The 20198-nt window shown below is 37.4% G+C and carries 18 protein-coding genes; 10 read left to right on the top strand and 8 right to left on the bottom strand.

The window, feature by feature from the left end; all coding sequences use genetic code 11:
- The first annotated feature begins 187 nt into the window (after positions 1-187).
- The 6 genes from ACH8JV_RS08825 (at position 188) to ACH8JV_RS08800 (ending at position 6758) form a co-directional block, all read left to right on the top strand.
- Positions 188-2323, top strand: coding sequence for a TonB-dependent siderophore receptor (locus tag ACH8JV_RS08825; protein WP_396520735.1), 2136 nt, complete (start codon positions 188-190; stop codon positions 2321-2323).
- Positions 2324-2384: 61 nt separating this feature from the next.
- Positions 2385-2684 carry a hypothetical protein gene (locus tag ACH8JV_RS08820; protein WP_396520733.1) on the top strand — a complete coding sequence of 100 codons (300 nt, stop codon included), beginning with the start codon at positions 2385-2387 and terminating at the stop codon, positions 2682-2684.
- On the top strand, positions 2677-4233 hold the full coding sequence (locus ACH8JV_RS08815) for a PepSY-associated TM helix domain-containing protein (RefSeq protein WP_396520731.1): 1557 nt from the start codon (positions 2677-2679) through the stop codon (positions 4231-4233). Before ACH8JV_RS08820 ends, ACH8JV_RS08815 begins: the two co-directional genes overlap by 8 nt.
- Positions 4230-4526, top strand: coding sequence for a DUF1634 domain-containing protein (locus ACH8JV_RS08810; protein WP_396520729.1), 297 nt, complete (start codon positions 4230-4232; stop codon positions 4524-4526). Before ACH8JV_RS08815 ends, ACH8JV_RS08810 begins: the two co-directional genes overlap by 4 nt.
- 138 nt (positions 4527-4664) lie before the next feature.
- Positions 4665-5552, top strand: a complete 888-nt coding sequence (locus ACH8JV_RS08805; protein WP_263613634.1) for a sulfite exporter TauE/SafE family protein — start codon at positions 4665-4667, stop codon at positions 5550-5552.
- 96 nt (positions 5553-5648) lie between these two features.
- Positions 5649-6758, top strand: a complete 1110-nt coding sequence (locus ACH8JV_RS08800; protein ID WP_009504867.1) for a 3-deoxy-7-phosphoheptulonate synthase — start codon at positions 5649-5651, stop codon at positions 6756-6758.
- A 73-nt stretch (positions 6759-6831) separates the two neighbouring features.
- On the opposite strand, the gene ACH8JV_RS08795 is transcribed toward ACH8JV_RS08800, so the two are convergent.
- From ACH8JV_RS08795 to ybaK, 8 genes are all read right to left on the bottom strand, one after another.
- Positions 6832-7575, bottom strand: coding sequence for an adenosylcobinamide-GDP ribazoletransferase (locus ACH8JV_RS08795; protein WP_396520727.1), 744 nt, complete (start codon positions 7573-7575; stop codon positions 6832-6834).
- A 106-nt stretch (positions 7576-7681) separates the two neighbouring features.
- Positions 7682-9247 (bottom strand): histidine-type phosphatase, encoded by a 1566-nt coding sequence (locus tag ACH8JV_RS08790; protein ID WP_396520725.1) that lies wholly within the window; start codon positions 9245-9247, stop codon positions 7682-7684.
- 120 nt (positions 9248-9367) lie between these two features.
- The gene (locus ACH8JV_RS08785) at positions 9368-9970 is read right to left on the bottom strand and encodes a histidine phosphatase family protein (RefSeq protein ID WP_396520723.1); all 603 of its coding nucleotides are present in this window, start codon (positions 9968-9970) and stop codon (positions 9368-9370) included.
- Positions 9963-11018: a nicotinate-nucleotide--dimethylbenzimidazole phosphoribosyltransferase gene (gene cobT, locus ACH8JV_RS08780; protein ID WP_396520721.1), complete on the bottom strand. Its 1056-nt coding sequence runs from the start codon at positions 11016-11018 to the stop codon at positions 9963-9965. The genes ACH8JV_RS08785 and cobT overlap by 8 nt, the downstream gene beginning before the upstream one ends.
- A gap of 1 nt (position 11019) precedes the next feature.
- Positions 11020-11538 (bottom strand): bifunctional adenosylcobinamide kinase/adenosylcobinamide-phosphate guanylyltransferase, encoded by a 519-nt coding sequence (cobU, locus tag ACH8JV_RS08775; protein WP_396520719.1) that lies wholly within the window; start codon positions 11536-11538, stop codon positions 11020-11022.
- Entirely contained in the window at positions 11526-12152 is a 627-nt protein-coding gene (locus ACH8JV_RS08770; RefSeq protein WP_396520783.1) for a 2'-5' RNA ligase family protein, read from the bottom strand. Before ACH8JV_RS08770 ends, cobU begins: the two co-directional genes overlap by 13 nt.
- A gap of 105 nt (positions 12153-12257) precedes the next feature.
- A complete protein-coding gene (gene mtlD / locus ACH8JV_RS08765) occupies positions 12258-14405 on the bottom strand; it encodes a bifunctional mannitol-1-phosphate dehydrogenase/phosphatase (protein WP_396520717.1) in 2148 nt (715 codons plus the stop codon).
- Positions 14406-14835: 430 nt separating this feature from the next.
- Complete coding sequence (gene ybaK / locus ACH8JV_RS08760; protein ID WP_396463220.1) at positions 14836-15300, bottom strand: Cys-tRNA(Pro) deacylase; 465 nt, start codon at positions 15298-15300, stop codon at positions 14836-14838.
- Between the two features lie 191 nt (positions 15301-15491).
- Between ybaK and ACH8JV_RS08755 the strand changes: the two genes are divergently transcribed.
- From ACH8JV_RS08755 to ACH8JV_RS08740, 4 genes are all read left to right on the top strand, one after another.
- Positions 15492-15794: a hypothetical protein gene (locus tag ACH8JV_RS08755; protein ID WP_396520715.1), complete on the top strand. Its 303-nt coding sequence runs from the start codon at positions 15492-15494 to the stop codon at positions 15792-15794.
- A gap of 234 nt (positions 15795-16028) precedes the next feature.
- The gene (locus tag ACH8JV_RS08750; RefSeq protein ID WP_396520713.1) at positions 16029-17402 is read left to right on the top strand and encodes an ABC1 kinase family protein; all 1374 of its coding nucleotides are present in this window, start codon (positions 16029-16031) and stop codon (positions 17400-17402) included.
- A gap of 228 nt (positions 17403-17630) precedes the next feature.
- Entirely contained in the window at positions 17631-18914 is a 1284-nt protein-coding gene (locus tag ACH8JV_RS08745; RefSeq protein WP_396520781.1) for an acyl-CoA dehydrogenase family protein, read from the top strand.
- 21 nt (positions 18915-18935) lie between these two features.
- The gene (locus ACH8JV_RS08740) at positions 18936-20141 is read left to right on the top strand and encodes an acyl-CoA dehydrogenase family protein (RefSeq protein ID WP_396520711.1); all 1206 of its coding nucleotides are present in this window, start codon (positions 18936-18938) and stop codon (positions 20139-20141) included.
- Positions 20142-20198 lie beyond the last annotated feature (57 nt).

Raw genomic sequence — 20198 nt, 5'->3', positions numbered from 1 at the left:
CTAGCATAGAGGCTTATTAATCTTGAACTTGCTAAATACATGTGGCTAAAGCCAGTGAAAGCACACCACAATCTAAAATTACATTCATGCCCTATCTTTTAATCTAAATTAACAATGTGATTTGAATTGTAGCTTACATTTACAAACAATAAAATAAATGAGAATTATTTACATTATCTTTACTATTATGACCACCTCGCCTCGACCATTTAAACTTTCTGTAATCGCCTGCGCGATTTGTTATGTAAATCTCACTTATGCTCAAAACGCAGATATACAAGCTTTGCAGACGATTCAAGTTAAAGCGACAAGTACAGAGCAATCTTCTGAACAAACCAAAGCATATAATGTTAAAAACTCGAGTAGCGCAACCAAGCTTAATATTGAGGCTAAAGAAACTCCTCAAACTATTAATGTCGTTACTCGTCAACAAATTGAAGACTTTGGTCTTACTAGCACCCGAGATGTTCTAAACAATACACCTGGGGTAACAGTAACCAATCAGGAAACCGAGCGAACTACTTATATGGCTCGTGGTTTTGAGATTTCAAATATATTGACTGACGGCGTAGGTTTCCCCCTCTCTGGTTATAACTATAACAATACCAATCCTGATACCTATTTTTATGATCGTGTAGAAGTCGTTAAAGGTGCTGACTCTTTAACGAACGCATTTGGTGACCCAAGTGCAACCATCAACAATATTCGAAAACGCCCAACTCAAGAATTTCAAGCAAGCGGCGGTATAAGTTATGGGTCTTGGGATACTCAGCGTTATGAAGCAGATGTATCTGGCTCAATTCTACCGAGTGGGAAAGTCCGTGGCCGTATTATGGGCTATGAGCAAACTGGTGATTCTTACCTTGACCGATATTCTTCAGAGAAAAATGGTTTCGCTGGTATTGTGGAAGCTGATTTAACAGATACCACGTTACTTACCGTAGGTTATAGCCAAGAAAAAAATAAACCGAATGCAAACAATTGGGGTGCTCTACCCTTACTGGGTGCCAACGGCAAACAAATTTCATATGACCGCTCATATAACCCAAACCCTGACTGGGCACATTGGGATAATGAAACACAAAATGCTTTTGTTGAATTAAAGCAAAAAATTAATGAAAAATGGGCAGCTAAACTGACTTATAACTATCTGGATAATAAGCATAATAGTCGTCTCCTTTACTATTATGGTTATCCAAAAGCTGATGGTTCAGGGGTATCTTTAACACCATGGGGTGGTCAAGAGCATCAAGAACAACATGCTGTAGATTTTAATCTTGAAGGGACTTATAAACTTTTTAATCGAGAGCATGAAGCAACGTTAGGCTATAACTATGTACGTAGTCGTCAGCATGATAATCAATCTACAGGAACAATTAACGACAGTAATGTTATCAATTCGACCACTACAAATTGGGCCAGCTGGATGCCTCAATCTATAACGTGGTCAGACTTCACTGAAGCAGCGAACTATACGCAAAATATAGATTCAATTTATGCAGCTACACGTTTACATCTCAATGAAGATTTAAAACTTTTGCTTGGCGCAAACTATGTGCGAGCCGAGAGTAAAGGCGAAAGCTATGGTTCACCTATGGCATATAGTGAAAGTAAAGTTTCACCCTATGCTGGCTTAACCTATAACTTTACGCCTGAATATACAGGTTATATGAGTTATACCTCAATTTTCCGTCCACAAAATGGTATTGATCAAGATACCAACCAGGCTTTAAAACCTGTTGAGGGTAAAAGCTATGAAATGGGGGTAAAAAGCTCGTGGTTAGATGACCGTTTAACCGGCACCCTTTCAGTATTTAAAACTGAGCAAAATAATTACCCACTACGTAACTCGGACGGAAATCCACTTAATCGAAAAGTACCAACCAGTGATTTAGAGTCACAAGGTGTAGAAGTCGGCTTATCTGGTCAAATCACTGATAACGTCAATCTTGCTTTTGGCTATGCCCAATTTAGTATTAAAGATATTAAAAATGGTGGTGAAGCGAGAACGTATAATCCGAACCAAACCCTTAACTTGCTGACGACCTATACACCCTCAGTTTTACCTAAGCTGAAAGTTGGTGCAGGCTTACAATGGCAAGACGCCGTGAAACTATATGACTCGACAGCAAACAGCACCATTAAACAAGATTCTTATGCTTTGGTGAATTTAATGGCGAGCTATGAAGTGAATGACCACATTACGCTTCAAGCCAACGGTAATAATATTTTCGATAAGAAATATTTATATAGTTTCCCTAATGGTCAAGGCTTTTATGGACCCTCAGCTAACTATACAGTTGCTGTAAAGTTTAAATATTAATCGCGTAGCCAACTCCAGTTTAGGCGTTGGCTTTCTTATTATTTTTTATGTGCCAGTAAAGATGTCCAAAACTTTAAGTCTCCCTATGTCATATCGCATAAAAGTTTTCTATCGATTCTTAGTCGTTTTCGGTATGGGTTATGCCTGTATGGCTTATTTAAGTCTTGGTCTTACTGGCATTTTTCATTTGACTCTAGACAAACCTGAAGCCATTTATTTGGCAGCATTTATCTCTATTTTATTTTATCTACTTTTCGTGATTATAGGTTTCTGCATTCAATCACTTTTGAAACTCACTGGGCTATCAATCGCGTTATGTCTTCTTTTCTTTTTTGTGACACGGATGGTGAGTTATGCATAAAGGTATACGCCAATCTATGGCATGGCTACATTCATGGACTGGATTAATTTTTGGATGGCTCGTATTTGCTATTTTTTTAATGGGTAGTTTGTCGTATTACCGCCATGAAATTAATTTGTGGATGCAACCACAACTTGCACAGTACGAAATAAAACAAGATGTGGCAATTAAAACAGCATATCAATACTTACAAAAACACGCTCCAGATGCCAAGTCCTGGTATTTAACTGTTGCTACCGCAGAAAGCCCCGTTAACACCATGTATTGGGAAAAACCTGACGGTGGTTATGGCAATGCCACACTCGATGCAAACACAGGTCAAGAACTAAAACTTTCGGCAACCGAAGGTGGTGACTTCTTTTATCATTTCCACTATCAACTTTTTGGTGTTCCGATCTTCATTGGACGGCTCGTTGTATCTTTAGCAGCTTTTATTATGTTGATCGCCTTAGTCTCGGGCATTATTACCCATAAAAAAATCTTTACCGATTTTTTTACCTTACGCACCTTTAAGTCTCAGCGTTCATGGCTAGATTTTCATAATGTCTCATCTGTTCTTGCACTGCCCTTCTTTTTGACTATTACTTTTACAGGCTTAGCTATTTTCTTCTATTTATATCTTCCTTGGGGAATGCAAAAACTCTATCCAGAGAATCCATATCAATATTTTACCGAAATTCGCACAAAGACTGTCTCTGAGAACCAATCGATTCAACCTGCTCAAAACTTAGCTATTGAGAAGTTATTGAGCCAAGTTCAGCAACGTTGGGGAAATCAAACTTTGGCAACTATTAGTGTTAAAAACCCAAATACTAATCAGGCTCAAATTACATTTATTCAGCAAGAAGACCGCTCTATTACCCGTGATCAAGCACAAATCACCCTAGATGCTACAACCGCTAAAGTCTTAAGTGATACGCGTAATCATAGTGCGATTGCGACACTTTATGCGGGAGTATATGGTTTGCACATGGCAACTTTTGCTCAACCTTTACTTCGCTTAGGATTGTTTTTTTCTGGCATTTTAGGTTGTGTGATGATTGCGTCTGGCTTGTTACTTTGGAGCCTTAAACGCCAACTTCAAAATAAAAATACTAAGTTTCATTTCGGGCACTATTTAGTGGACCGTTTAAATGTTGCCACATTTGTAGGCTTACCTTGTGCAACCATTGCTTATTTATATGCAAATCGATTATTTACCGTCACCCCGACTACAATAAATTATGAAATTTATAGTTTCTTTTTAGTCTGGCTCATGAGCCTAATCATTGCCTTAATCACTAAAAAGCAGCATTTGTGGCGAACTCAACTGAGTATTTTTATTCTGCTTTGTATTGCACTTCCAATCTTAAATTTAAGCTATTTACTCAAATATGATTACATTCAAAGCCTCAGCGACTATTGGAACTTTGCTCGTGTAGACGTATTTTTCTGGTTATTTGCAGCTTTAGCACTTTTCATATTCTGCAAAATTAGACCTATTCAGCATAAAGCTACACAAAAAATTCAAAAAAAGCTGAATAAGTTAAATATTGAGGTGAATTCATGATGATTTTTGTTTTTGTCCTGACTTTGCTGGGTATGTATTTACTATTCATATCTAGCGAGAAATATCGATCACCGAAATCAACGGGTTATTTCAAATCGTTGGCTCAAAAATATTATCCATTGTTCAGGATATCGGCCTTTCTATTATTTGCTTTAAGCGGATTTGTACTCATCAAAAAGTATGGTTTTTCAGTTGGTTTTGTCAGCTGGTGGATCTTTGCAACGCCTTTGACATTTTTACTCATACTATGGCTTAACCCATTGCGAGCTTCACGATCATCATCTAAGTCATAAATCTGAATAAAATTTCATCAAAATAGGTATTTTTTTGATTGCTTAGCTTTTTTTTGCATAAGTAAATCATTATTCATGACAACTGTTTATCTCTAAAAGGAATAAGATATCTGCGTTTCGTGATAAGTGGCGATAAAGATGTCTGGTGCTTTTGAATTTATCTTAGCGGGTATGTTAGTTGGCTTCTGTGTAGGTATTACAGGAGTTGGTGGTGGGTCATTAATGACACCAATTTTAATTGGTCTTTTTAGAATTGAACCTCATATCGCAATTGGTACCGATTTACTTTATGCCGCAATTTCAAAGTTCTGTGGATCAATGGTTCACGCAAAAAAACTCAATATTGTGTGGCCTATCGTTTTATGGCTCGCAGTCGGTAGTATTCCTGCATCTTTCGGTACTGCTTGGGTATTGGAACATTATTTAAGTCAGTCAACACACTATAAAGCCGTTTTAACAATGGTTTTAGGCTTTATGCTGACCTTGACTGGTGTTTCTATTATTTTCCGTTCTCGGATTGAAAAGTTCTTCAGTAAATTCCGAAATAAAGAAATTACTCATACTGAAAATGAGCAATTAGCTGTTCAAAACAAGCGTACCTATATTGTCATTATGGGCATCATTTTAGGTGTATTCGTAACGTTATCGTCTGTTGGTGCTGGTGCTTTTGGCATTATGGCGCTTGTGATTATGTTCCCGAACTTACCAATGATTCGAATTATTGGGTCAGATGTGGTACATGCCGTATTACTTACCCTAGTTGCTGGTCTTGGACATATGAGTGCGGGTAATGTCGACTTTATGCTGCTTATGTGGTTATTAGTAGGTTCTATTCCGGCAATTATTATTGGGACATTAATTAGCTCTCGTATGCCGGAACGCTTAATCCGAAAAATTCTAGGGATTACCCTATTTGCCCTCGGTGTTAACTTTATGGTTCACCCAGTCAAAGCTAAACCAAAAGCAGCTGTGGTACAACAACAAGCAGTGGTTGCTGAAAAAACAAGCAACTCGACTGAAAGATAGTAAAATCAATAGGATTTTTCCAAACTGAAATACCATGAGATGTAGCATTTTCATAATTATTTCATGGTATATTCAGTACACAAAACAACCTTTAGTATGATCGAACCAGTGACAGCAATGACTACACATTCAAATTCCGTTTCCAAGCCAGATATCGACGACGTTAATATTAAAAGCATCCAAACTCTTGTAACACCTGCCGAGCTTAAGTCAGAACTTCCTTTATCTGATGTTGCTTCACAAACTGTTCTAAAAGGTCGCGAAACTATTCGTAATATTTTAGATGGTTCAGATAAACGTTTATTTGTCGTTATTGGTCCTTGCTCTATTCATGATCCAAAAGCTGCTCACGAATATGCTGATCGCTTAAAAGCGCTAAGCGAAAAGGTTAAAGATACTTTATATCTAGTTATGCGTGTTTATTTTGAAAAACCACGTACAACAATTGGTTGGAAAGGTCTAATCAATGACCCAGATATGAATGACTCATTTAACATCGAAAAAGGTTTACGTATTGGTCGTAAGCTTTTGCTTGAGTTAAATGAAAAAGGTTTGCCTTGTGCAACTGAAGCACTTGACCCTAACTCGCCACAGTACTACCAAGATTTAATTTCTTGGTCTGCGATTGGTGCACGTACAACAGAAAGCCAAACTCACCGTGAAATGTCTTCTGGTCTATCATCACCAGTAGGTTTTAAAAATGGTACAGACGGCGGTTTAACTGTTGCAACCAATGCCATGCAGTCTGTTAAATATGGTCACAGCTTCTTAGGTCTTAACGAAGACGGTCAGGTTTCAATCATTAATACAAATGGTAACCCTTATGCACACGTTGTATTACGTGGTGGTAATGGTAAGCCAAACTATGATGCAGGCTCTGTTGCGGAAGCAGAAAATGCTTTAGCAAAAGCAAAAGTTAGCAATAAAATCATGATCGATGCGAGTCATGCTAACTCAAATAAAGACCCTTACTTACAACCACTTGTTCTTAAGAACATTACTGAACAAATTTTAGATGGCAATAAGTCAATCGTAGGTATTATGGTTGAAAGTCACCTAAAAGGTGGTCGCCAAGATATTCCTGAAAATCTTTGCGATTTAGAATATGGTAAATCAGTAACAGATGGTTGTATCGACTGGGAAACTACTGAAAAGACATTGCTTGAAATGCATGAAGCTTTAAAAGAAGTTTTACCAAACCGTTAATTCATCTTTTAAGATTGAAAATTAAGCCCTCAAAAATGAGGGCTTTTTTATTTTGTTTGGACGGAATTCAATATCAAACTAAATAAAAATAACTTAGGACAAAAGTAAAAAGTAGCACGGTTTCGCTAAGCTCAATTGCTGCACCGACGGTATCCCCCGTAATACCACCTATTCTTTTTAAAAATAAATGTCTTAAATAAACAACACTGATTAAAAAACCAATAATGGCAATAAGCCCTTGCAATTCCCAATACAAAGGTAGCAGCAGAACAAACCCAGTTATTATCCATGAAGCAGTTTTGGGCAAATAGTCTGTCAAAGAACGCCCTAAACCTTTTTCACGGACATATGGCGTAGTTAAAAACAAAATAGAAGGTACCACACGTCCAAGGATGGGAACAAAGACTAAAAATAACGTTTGATGCTGTTCAATCAGCACATAAATCAGTACAAACTTGAGCAAACAAATAATAACTAGGCTGAGTACTCCAATTGGACCGCAACTTGGATCCTTCATGATTTGTAAAGTACGTTGTTTATCTCCAAAACCACCTACCCACGCATCAGCAGTATCGGCTAGTCCATCTAAATGCAGTCCACCTGTCAGCCAAATCCATAAAGTGAGTATGATTGCCGAAAGTAAAACAATAGGGAGTTTAGCAAAAAGACAGGCAACAATAAAAAGCATACCGCCAATAATCAGCCCGACCAGCGGATAGAATAAAATAGCCCGACCATTTTGTTGCGCCGTTGGTATTGCTTTTAGCTCAATGGGTAGAACAGTTAAAAATTGCAATGCAATCCAAAAAGGTGTCATATCCCACTCTCTAACTGATCTATATTTAAAAACAAATTGAATTATGAAGAAATAAAAATGGGAATAGCAATCCCTATTCCCATTAAAGACGTCAAAAACTGAAAAACTATTGCATTTGATAGCACTGTTTCAATTTTATGTAGTCGTAGTAAAAACTAGTTGGTGTGTAACGCGCATAGTTACATGCAGATTTAAATAAAGTCTCTTTTTCGTTATAAAGCATCTTCACTAAAGTCGAGCCTTGGCTATTTTGGTAAATATCCCACTGTACATTAGCTGCCATAGGTGAAACCACTTCACCACGCCATGTGCTTGTTGAATAGTTATAAGTCTGGCGTAGTGGTAAAGGCTGCATCATATTATGCAAATCTAAGCTTGTTGCCAGAGGAATAATAATTTCAGCATGAGCAAAGCGTAAAACTGCTTTATATGGTTGAGCTTTATTTACAACCGCATCAACTTGTTGGAATAAATCTTGTTTGAGCCCTTGAGCAATTTCACTTGTAACTTGGTTTGACTCTGTGAAACTTGGGCCTTTTTCATAGAAATCATTGGCATCATTGAATTCAGCGTAAAATTTTGCAGCATCTAAAGGCATATATTTATCAAAATCGATACCTTTCAACTCATCTTTCATACCACCAGAAATTGAATAAAGCTCATAAATATAAGCCGCGGCATCTACTGCACTAGCAATCGTATTTTTGCCCTTACCTTTTTCTGTAATTTGCTCACCTTTTGGTGAAGTGACTGTAAAGGATCCATTATTACTAAAGCTATACCCTGTTGTACCGAGTTTTTTAATGAAGTCTGCTTTAAAAATCGGAGTGAGTACGCTCTGGGCAATTTTTTCTGCCTGAGTATTTTTTGATAACTCATCTAACTTTTGGGCTAAATCTTTATTATTTGCTTCGAAATCTTGATAGGCCTGACTCGCATCATAAATTTTTTGTTGGCTAGCACTCAATGGCTGAGTCAAATCTTCAGTCGCATTCAGACTATGAAAATAAAGTTTAAAACGATCAACACCCCCATCTACAAGGCTAGGAACACTTGAACTCGATAAACTGGTATAAGACGTTGGCACAATTTTATCTTTAAGCAGCGGTTGTTGTTTCATTAGTTCAGCAGTGAAGAATTTAGCACTATCCACCGCACGATCTACCCCAGAACTTTGTACCAATATAGATGCTTGTGGGTTTAAAAGTGTTGGTAAGCGTTGTAATAAGCGGTCGGCAATGCCACGGTGTTCTAAAATACCAGTCATGGTTTCATTTCCGTAACCATACTGGCGGATCCCTTCCACGCCATAACCTAATAAGATATTTGCCTTCATCATGGCTTCTAAATCAGCACCTAATTGCTCACCTAACGGCGTTAAAGCATTTTCTGCTTTTGCTTGTTTCCATAAATTATAAAGTGCTAAATCATACTTAAGACTTGAGAGTCCTCGTGAACCATGACGTGCGACTAACTCAGTAAAAACTGGTTGGAACCCATTTGGTGCTTGTTCATAGCTTTTTAGGTCTTGTTGCGGTTGATAAGGTGTTTTTGTTTGATAATATTTCGATGAGTTTGTAGGTGTAGTCTGAACTTCTTGCTCATCATTATTATTACAGGCTATAAGCAATATGGTTGTGGCAAGCAACGTCGTTTTAAATAAAATATTCATAAGTCAAATAGGCTATTAATAAGAAATAGCAATAGCTTAATTTTTAGCAATGACAGTACGATTACATGATTTTAAATATCTTTATAAAAATAATAACTTACAAGTGTATAAAATATAAAGCTACTCTCTTAACATAAAATTTAGTTGACCATCTGTTTGAGAAAACTCTAAAGAATATAACTTCCCAAGCTCGGCCGGCATTTTAAGTAAGTCATCTAAAGGTTGTTGCCTAGCCAAACAAGCCAATAGCTTAATCACACCACCATGTGTAACGACTAATGCATGTTGCCAATTTTGGTTTTGCATCTCTAAGAGTAAATCTTGAAAGCCTTTCAAAACCCTTTTTTGAAACTGGTTTAATGTTTCTGCGCGAGGTGGACAATATTCACTTGGTTTTTGCCAAAAGTTTGCAAGTAGTTCGGGTGAAGTTTCGTAAATTTGCTGAGTTGAGACACCTTCCCACTCACCAAAATACATTTCCTTTAAGTCATGATTTACAAGTAAAGGCAGCTGAGTTGTCTTCGACAGCTGCTCGGCAAAACAAGCACATCGTTTTAATGATGAACTTACAATGACATCCCATGTCTGATTTGAAACTTGCTCAATGGTTGACTGCATTTGCTGCCAACCTTTTGCTGTTAACTCATCATCTAAATGCCCACGTAAAGTATGGCTATACTGGCTTTCACCATGTCTGAGCAAATCGATCCTAAATTTACCCAATTTTATCCCCGCTTACAGCAGCTTGAGCAAAGGTAGCCATTTGGTTATGTAATACACATGCCATTTTAACTAATGCTAAGGCAGTACCAGCGCCACTACCTTCACCTAAACGCAAGTTCATTTTTAAAATCGGGTCAGCATTGAGTTCTTGTAAAATACGGCGATGTCCATATTCAGCCGATTGATGACCAAACAACATCCAGTCACGCACTTTAGGGTTCATCCGCACAGCACATAAAGCGGCTACAGAACTAATAAAACCATCCACAATAATAGGTAAACCCACTTGTGCACATCGAATATAAGCACCAATAATTGCCGCAATTTCCAAACCACCTACGGCACATAGTGTTTTGAAGATATCACCAACGACATGTTTGTGATGAAGTTCAATTGCTTTTTCAATCACTTCAATTTTATGTCTTAACTGATCGGCACCAATTCCTGTACCAACTCCCGTTAATTGCTCAGCAGTATCATTTAGTAAAAGACAAGCCAAGGCAGAAGCTGAACAGGTATTTCCAATTCCCATTTCACCTGCAATATAAATATCTGCGCCGTCGGCTTTAGCTGTATCTACACTCTTTTTTCCCAACTCTAAAGCAGCACGACATTCGTCAGCATTCATTGCGGCTTGTTTGGCAAAATTTGCTGTGCCAGCACGAATACAATGACGCTCAACACCTGCATATTCATATGCTTCACCCACTGTGCCACAGTCAATGACTTGTAAATGAGCTTCATGATATTTAGCAAGTACACTAATTGCTGCGCCACCCGTCGTGAAGTTTTGCAACATTTGACGGGTAACAGCTTGAGGATATGCAGAGATATTTTCTTCAACTACGCCATGATCACCTGCAAAAATTGCGATCCATGGATGGCTAACTTGTGGGTGAGCATTTGACTGTAAACTAGCAAGTGTAATTGCAATCTGCTCTAAATCACCTAAGGCACCAGTAGGTTTGGTGAGCTGGAGTTGATGTTGTTCAGCTTGGTGTTTTGCTTCCAAATTAGGTTGCTTTAAAGATTCTAACCACCAGTTCATTTTATTTCTCACCTTTTAAAATCATTGGAAAACCAGCCACACAAAACACAACCTTATCTGCAATTTGCCCTAAAGCTTGATGTAGTCTTCCCGCTTCATCTACAAAACGGCGGCTAATTTCACCGAGTGGCACAACCCCAAGTCCTGTTTCATTACTTACTAAAATAATTTCTGACTCAAGTGTAGGTAAAACTTTTAATAGTTGCTTACACTCAAGTTGTTGAACATTTTGATCTTCTAACAGTAACAAATTGGTTAGCCAAAGCGTTAAACAATCTACTAAAATTATTTGATTAGGTTGATCAATTTTTTTCAGAGCATTTGCTAAAAATAATGGTTCTTCAATTAAGGACCAATGTGCAGGACGCTGATTTTGATGATGAGCAATTCGATTTTTCATTTCTGGATCAAGAGCTTGCGCCGTCGCCACATAAGTTACAGGTAATTGCGTAGATATGGCTGTTTGTTCAGCGAGTCGACTTTTGCCAGAGCGGGCGCCACCCAAAATCAGTTGCAACATGAATCACCTAAAAACAAATGCTGATACGAATACAGCTTACCTTGTAAAGTTTGAGCCTTATAATAGCCAAACGTTAAATGCTCAACTTTAAGTTCAAATTCAGCGTCTTTGTATTGTACAGGTAATTCAGAAATTTTTTGCAAAATCAAATCACTACTATAGGTATTTTTATATAACCCTAGCGTGATGTGCGGACAGTAATCTAAAGCGGCAATTTCATTAGTTATCGTGTCTAATTTTTGGCGTATGAGAGATAAGACATTTTCTGTGTCTCGTATTTCTACAAATAAAGCACTACTAAAGCTATCAATCGAACCAATTTTTAATCGAAATGGTGCAATATCTTCTTTTCTTAAAATTTCCCTTTGTTGTGTAAACTCACTAAAACTAAAGTCATCACTATGAACTTTAATTTCATGGCTTAAGAACCCACATATAAATAGCGTGACATGATATTGCCGGTGATTAGGTTCTAATAGAAATTCTGAAAAATGCGCACGCAAGGTATCTAAATAATCAACTAATTTTTGATCATTCATTTCTAGATACCATAAACCGTAATTTTGACGCCCACGGTGCCATTCAGGATAATCCCGTATAGGTGTCGGCACCATGAGTGTTGAGGGTTTTAACAGCACAGTTTTAATTCAAAATCATTCAAGTTCTGTATTAAAACATGTTTGCTTTTAAATTGTAGAGTCTTAGTTTATTAAGCGAATTTAAACATATTGAGTACCTGTAATTTTGGCGTTGGTAATACTCATGTTCAAGGGTTGTTTCTCTTGTTCAGAAAACAAATATTGAATAAGTTGAAACAACTCAACTTCAAGTTGTCTTTTCTGGGTAGTATTAATATCCATTTTTTGAATTTGCTGTTGCAAATGTTCAACCGCTTTAGTCTCTTCAATTTCTAAAAATTGAATTGCATAGGCATAACCTAAAGCAGCGCCTTTTAATAAATTTTTATAAGTCAAATCATGACGAATATTCACTTCAATTGATGCCATAACACGTTCATTATGATTGAGTTTGCGTAATGGATCTCTAGCTACGCGTTGGCAAGGATCTTTAAATGCATATTCACATGAGTCTAGAAAACTTTGAGCTATTCGATCCAGATCTTTTGCATAGTTAGGTAATGCAATTGCAAGCCCTTGCTTCACTTCTGTAATTAAGTTCTCTGCAAATGCTTTAACTGAATGATCACCCATAGCAACACCAATAGATTCATAACCCATTAAAGATGCATACCAAGCAAGCATCGCATGTACGCCGTTCCATAGACGGTTTTTAATGAGTTGAATATCTGTAATTTGGTCAACCAATACCACCTGACGCAATTTTTCAAGTAAAGGACTGCCTTTCTCTACATAGATTGGCATATCAGTTTCACTATGGAACAAAATTAAATCCATGCTTTGTAATATATGCCCAGGTTGGAAATTACGACGCATGTTATCGACATAGATAGAAGCCTGATTTTGCTGATCTTGAGTCAGTTTATTGCAGTCTTCAATTTCGGTTTGATCTTCTTGTTCCACATCTTCTAAATGCTGTTCAAGAAAATTATGCTTAATACGAAGTTGGCGATATAAATTTTGATTAGATAGCTTTGAGACCATGCGGTTTACAACGGTGTCGCAAAAGTAATGCTCTTTTAAAATATGCTCGGTTATATCTTCATCGTTGGTTAACTCTAGTAGAGCTTCTCTCAGATGCTTCATCACTAAATATTTCGCACCGACTTTATTTAAAATAATTAGAAAGGTTAGCGGTTCTATACATGTTTCAAGTGGTGAGTTAAAACGCGCATATAACCCTTTTGCAATTATTTTTGCTTCAGCTTCGATCGCTTGCTCAGGCAAACATAATGCAATCAAATTTGAATGAGTATACATCTCTAACATTTGTTGTTCATTGTCAGAATCAACAATGGTCATATTTTCAATACGTTCATCATAAGAAAATTGCCCATAGCGAATACTATAGGTTCCAAACGCATTTACAGCTTCGCGGAAAAGACTATTTCGTGTTGACGCAATTATACGTTTTGGTTTTGTATAACCATCCCAATGCGACAAGATTTGTGCTACATAACCACCGCCAATTGCTCCAAAACCATGTATCCCAACCGTCAGCTGATTCAGACTTTGCGGAAAAGGTTCCTGTATCTCTGGCATATCCATAACAGGAATAAACTGGTCAAGATCAGTTAAGAAGTCATACATCTGGTCATAATAAAAATGCGCTTTATCTAACATTTCATCATTTGGTTCTTTAATATCTTTTAATAAAATGGTTAAACCTTTTGAAGTGTGAGCTGAAGTTAAACCATTTTCAGAATCTTCAAGCATAAGACACTGGTTAGCGTCCAAGTGAAGTTGACTAGCTGCTTTTAAAAAGATTTCTGGATGCGGCTTTCCTTGTTCAACTTCATCTCCACAAGTAATCACATCAAAAAACTTATAAACATTCGCATTAATTAAATATTCTTCGGCAATTGCTCTACGGCTTGAAGTCGCAACAGCCATTCTTAATCCCGATTTTCGTAAACGTTCTAAAACTTGAACTAATCCCTTTTTAATAGGCACACCATGTTTACGAATATGCTCAAGCTCCATCTCATCGGCTCTTTTTCGTATTTCTTTATATGGCACATCTACTCCATATAAACGTTGTGCAAGTTTTTCCGCCGTTGTTGCACTTAAACCCAAACATTGCATTAAATATTCGTGAGAAAACTCCTGCCCAATGAGTTCTTGAGATGCCTGTTGCAATGTTTGAAACCGTAAACGCTCAGTATCAAACATTGTCCCATCCATATCAAAGATAGCTCCATGAACAGGTTTTCCATGAAAAATAAGCACGTTTTTACCTCTTTTTTTGGTCATGTTTTATTCAGGGTATACAAAAAAATGGTTAAAAAGGGATAACGATAATAAATGAAACATTAGTGGTTATTTTTTAATCAAAAATATAAGTATTCTGTTACTAGGCTAATTTAAAAGCTCAAAAAAGTTGAATAATGAAAATAATTCTGAAACTGAATTTAAGTACAAAAGTAGCAAGCCATCCTCGCTTGCTACCTTTGCTTGTTCTTTTTATTGCGCTGATAATGTTTATTTTTCTTAGGTCCATTTACTGCTAAATAAACCTGCATTCTTTTTATTATGTCTTGCAGGCATACCAATACCAGAAGCGTTTATAATTCTTGTTATTTTCTGGTAGAACCAAACAATACATAATAATGATAATCATTTTCATTTAAGATGTCAACTTGTAATACCTTTCTTTTAATTAATCCAGTACATCTACAAATTGCGCCGTTAATACCTGCGCCAGATCTTTAGGATTTAAACCAATATCTAGACCTCTTTTACCGCCACTTACATAAATTTTGCTGAGCTCTTGTGCAGATGCATCAATCACAGTTTTCAAACGTTTCTTTTGGCCTAATGGACTAATTCCCCCCACTAAGTACCCTGTCAAACGTTCGGCATCTTTTGGATTTGCCATCTGCAATTTTTTACACCCAACCGCCGTTGCAACCTTTTTTAAACTGAGCTGATGATTAACAGGTATGATTGCGACAAAATAATTTTTTTCATCGGTAACAAGAAGTGTTTTAAACACCTCATTTACATCAAGGTTTAATTTTTCCGCAGCTTCTAAGCCAAAACTTTTGGCGTTTGCATCATGTTCATATTCATGAACAGAAAATTCAATTTTATTACTTTTTAACAGTCTACATGCAGGTGTCATAGGATTTTAGATTTTAATGAAATGAGGTTGATTATATTTATTTTAAAGAAAATTTTAAAATTTGCTTAGGCTATTTACATCATTTACATGAAAAATCAAACAGACACTGAACAAAAAACAATCTGAACTTGATATTGAGTGGATGACTCCAATATATTTAACTGAGATTTAAAGTCTGAACTGGCAAATTTATGAGTTATAAACACAACAATCTGATGGCAATGCGTCACCGTTTTTGGGATGAGTCGTCAGATCATGTATTCAATGAAAAGCAATTTTTACAGCAGACCTTAATCGAACAAGGCATTTTTAATAATGCGACTTTTGAGGATGTTAAGTATTTTTTCTATACATTGCCTAGCATTATCATTGTAAAGGCTCATGCACTTGGTTTTATGCATGATTCTGTCAAGCAAATGGTTATTCAACATATTCAAGCTAATCGTATCCACTTAATGCAAAAGGCTGAATTAAAAATTCAGTTTAAAATGTGAGTTAGCGGTTAATACCTAACGGCTTTTTAATCTAGCTTCTCTTTCTGAAAGACTTGTATTTTAATTTTCATTATACCACTTAGGCTATTTACAGAAAATTAAGATACAAAATGAGACTTTCAACTCACCATTCAGTCTGAGGGAACTATTTTAATACGTTCAAAACATGTAATATTCGTTACAATTTTAGATCACCAGCGTTTGGCTGCATGATGCGCATAGGATTCTATTTTCATGTCAAATCAGAAAGATAAGCTTAAGAGTTTAAAAACTTCTTCCATGGATCGACGCTTATCAATCGCGAAAGCTTCTTTACTGGCAGGAACACGTTGGGCTACTGCGAGTGCCTCTACCCTCTTTTCTAGTGAAGAAGAAAAAGAGAAGAAGCGTAAAAAGGCAATGAGCGAGCAAGCTAATTATCTTGTTTCTGAAATTGGCAAACTTAAGGGTTCTATTGTTAAGATTGGCCAAATGATGGCGCTTTATGGTGAACATTTTTTACCAGAAGAAATTACTCAGGCATTAAATACTTTAAACAACCAAACCGTTGCTTTAGACTGGCCTGCGATTAAGCCGCATTTACAAGAACAACTCGGTTCAAAATTAAACGACTTAACGATTGATCATGAACCTATTGGTACAGCATCTCTTGCACAAGTTCATCGCGCTATTCGCAAATCAGATGGCTTAGAGTTAGTTTTAAAAATTCAATATCCTGGCGTGGCAAGTGCAATTGACTCAGACATGAGTCTATTTAAAAACATGCTTAAGCTTACACGTATGGTGCCACAAACCCGTGAGTTTGATCAGTGGTTTGATGAAGTACGTGAAATGATGCATCGTGAAGTCAATTATGATGTAGAAGCAGCAACCACTCGCCGCTTTGGTGAGCGCTTAAAAGATGATGAACGCTATATTGTCCCTACAATTGTAGATGACTACTGCACAGATCAAGTCCTGTGTATGACATTCGAACGCGGCGTACCTATTAATAGTCCTGTTATGCTTTCTCTTCCACAAGAACGTCGTAATCAACTTGGTGAAGCATCATTAGAGATTGCTGTTCGTGAGATTTTTGAATGGGGTGAAATGCAAACTGACCCTAACTTTGGTAACTACCTAGTTCGTTTAGGTAATGGCCAAGATGTTCAGGACAAAATCGTACTATTAGACTTCGGCGCGATTCGTCAGTTCGATGAACACTTACTCTCAGTTGCACGCAATCTCATACAAGCGGGTTATCAGCATGATAAACATGCAATGGTCCAAGCAATGACTGGATATGAGTTTTTCGATGCGATGCCTGAAAGTATTAAACCTGGCATGGCCGATGTCTTTTTACTTGCGACCGAAGCATTCAGTACCCCTGCAAATAATCCAGATATGCCAGCTGGCCTGATGGATGAACATGAACGTTATGACTGGAAAAAAAGCCAGTTACATAGTCGTGTTATGCAACAAGCAAGCAAATCAATGGCGTCGCGCTATTTCTCAGTTCCTCCAAAAGAATTTATGTTTATTAGCCGTAAGTTTATTGGTGCATATACATTTATGACTGTTATTGATGCCAAAACAAATGTACGTCGTATGATTCGTAACTTTGCTTAATTTATCAAGACTAGAATGGCTCCATGTCATTCTAGTCAATCCACATAAAATGATTATTTTTAACAATTGATTTTCATTTATAAAATCAAATACATAAAATCAATTCTATTTTGTTCTTACCATTTATCTACTCATTTTTTGACTGTCAGTAACGACATAGTTTTTTCTTATATAGCGTGTCAGCATAAAACAATAACAATGTGTTAGGACACCATAATCATGACAAATATGATCAATAAAGCCCAAGGGCTGGGTTTATCGCTGATCACAAAATTAGCTGGAAGCGATGTACTTGATCAACTCAAACTACGTAAATTTCTTGAAAAGTCTCTTTATCAAGGTTCAAAAGCTGGCTTTAGAGCATTAAGCCAGACCCAGAAAGCATTTAAACCAAAACAAATTTCACAGCAGCGCCTACCACAACAGAAGAAAAACCTATTTGATTTAAGCCTGACTGAAGAACAACAAATGACTTCTGAAGCAATGTCTCAATTTGCTCAAGAAGTTTTACTAGAATTAGCTCATGATGCTGATCAGGCAGCTCAATTTCCAGAAAGTCTTTGGCAATATGTTGAAGATTTAGGGCTAAATTATTACGCCCTACCGGAAGCACTAGGTGGTGTTGCTGCTGAACAAAATATTGTCAGTAACTTACTCATCGCTGAAAAACTAGCTGAGGGTGATTTTAGTCTTACAGCGGGATTACTCAGTACATTTAGCGTTATTAATGCAATCACACGTTGGGGTTCGACTGAAGTTCAATCAATGTATTTGCCTTGTTTTGCTGAAGACTCAGACATTACTGCAACCTTTGCAGTACAAGAAGCAACTCCAGCATTCAACCCTTATGTTTTAAAAACAAAAGCTTCTCTTGAAAATGATCAATATTTTATAGATGGTGAAAAAACTTTAGTCATTTTAGGTGATCTGGCTGATGTGTTCTTGGTGAGTGCTGACTTTAATGGCAAGCCAGATGTATTTGTAGTGCAAGTTGGTGACACCATTTCCATTAAGAACACTCCAGCAATGGGCCTCAAAGCAACAGAGACAGCTACTTTAAAATTCAGCCATACACCTGCTCTACGACTAGGTGCAACAGATTTTGATTACACCGCCTTTTTAGATTTAGGTAACTTAATGTGGTGTTCAATGGCTGTAGGAACCTGTGAAGCTGTAAAAGCCTACTGTATTAAATATGCCAATGAGCGAACTGCTTTCGGAGAACCAATTTCACATCGTCAAAGTGTCGCATTCATGATTGCAGATATGGCTATTGAAATTGATGCTATGCGTATGTTGATTCTAAATGCCGCAAGTCTTGCCGAAGCAGGTAAACCTTTCCATCGTGAAGCATATTTAGCTCGACTTCTTTGCGCAGAAAAATCCATGAAAATAGGAACAGATGGCGTACAAATTTTGGGAGGTCATGGTTTCACAAAAGAGCACCCTGTTGAACGTTGGTATCGTGATTTACGTGCGACCGCAATTTTGCATTCTGGCTTACATGCTTAAGATTGATCAGAGGATATTTCCATGAATTTACAAAATCCAAAAAAATTCAAAATGATGATTGATCAGGCACATGATGTTGCGATCAATGTATTACGCCCTATTTCCCGAAAATACGATAAAGCAGAACATGCTTATCCAAAAGAGCTCGATATGCTCGCTTCACTCATTGATGGCATGAATGAAGGTGGTGAAGGAATTAATGCAGGTGCAGCTGGTGCCGGTAAACGTGGTGAAACTGATAATGAAGGTGTCCGTAATGGCACCAACATGTCGACAGCACTAGGCATCATTGAAATGTGTTATGGCGATACGGGTTTATTGCTCAGCATGCCACGTCAAGGTTTAGGGAATTCTGCAATTGCTGCAGTGGCAAATGATGAGCAACTAGAACGTTTTAAAGGTACTTGGGCTGCTATGGCCATTACTGAACCCGGCTGTGGTTCAGACTCTGCTGCTATCCGTACTACAGCAACTAAAGATGGTAATGACTACATTTTAAATGGTGAAAAGATTTTCGTAACCTCTGGTGAACGTGCAGACTCTGTGGTCGTATGGGCTACCCTCGACCGAAAACTTGGACGTGCAGCAATCAAGTCATTTGTCGTACCTAAAGGCACACCTGGAATGAAGGTTGAGCGCCTTGAACACAAATTGGGAATTAAAGCTTCTGATACAGCAGTTATTAGTTTTACTGACTGTCGTGTGCCAGCTGAAAATCTTTTAGGTAATGCAGAAGTGGACGTTGCTAAAGGTTTCGCAGGTGTAATGGAAACTTTTGATAATACACGCCCACTGGTCGCTGCTATGGCCATCGGCTGTGCAAAGGCTTCTTTAGAACATATTAAAGAAATTTTTAAAGACCAGTTAGATCCAGATTACTCAACGCCATATTTACAAACGTCCAATCTTGCGGCACAAATTTACCGTATGGAAGCCGAATGGGAAGCCGCACGGTTACTTATGTTGAAAGCAACATGGATGGCAGATAACAAAAAACCAAACTCAAAAGAAGCTTCCATCGCCAAAGCAAAAGCTGGCCGTGTTGGTAATGAAATCACTTTAAAATGTGTCGAGTTGGCAGCAAGTGTTGGCTATAACGAGGATGAATTACTTGAAAAATGGGCACGTGACTCAAAAATTCTCGATATTTTTGAAGGTACTCAACAAATCCAGCAACTTATTATTGCTCGACGTGAGCTTGGTAAATCTTCAAGTGAATTAAAATAAGAGCATTGCAAGGGAGTTTAAATTCCCTTGCTGTTTAGCACTATTCTATCTACAAAA

Origin of the sequence: Acinetobacter sp. ABJ_C5_2, assembly GCF_044538485.1 — a bacterium.
Classification (GTDB): domain Bacteria; phylum Pseudomonadota; class Gammaproteobacteria; order Pseudomonadales; family Moraxellaceae; genus Acinetobacter; species Acinetobacter nosocomialis_A.
This window is presented reverse-complemented; position numbering and strand designations above follow the sequence as displayed.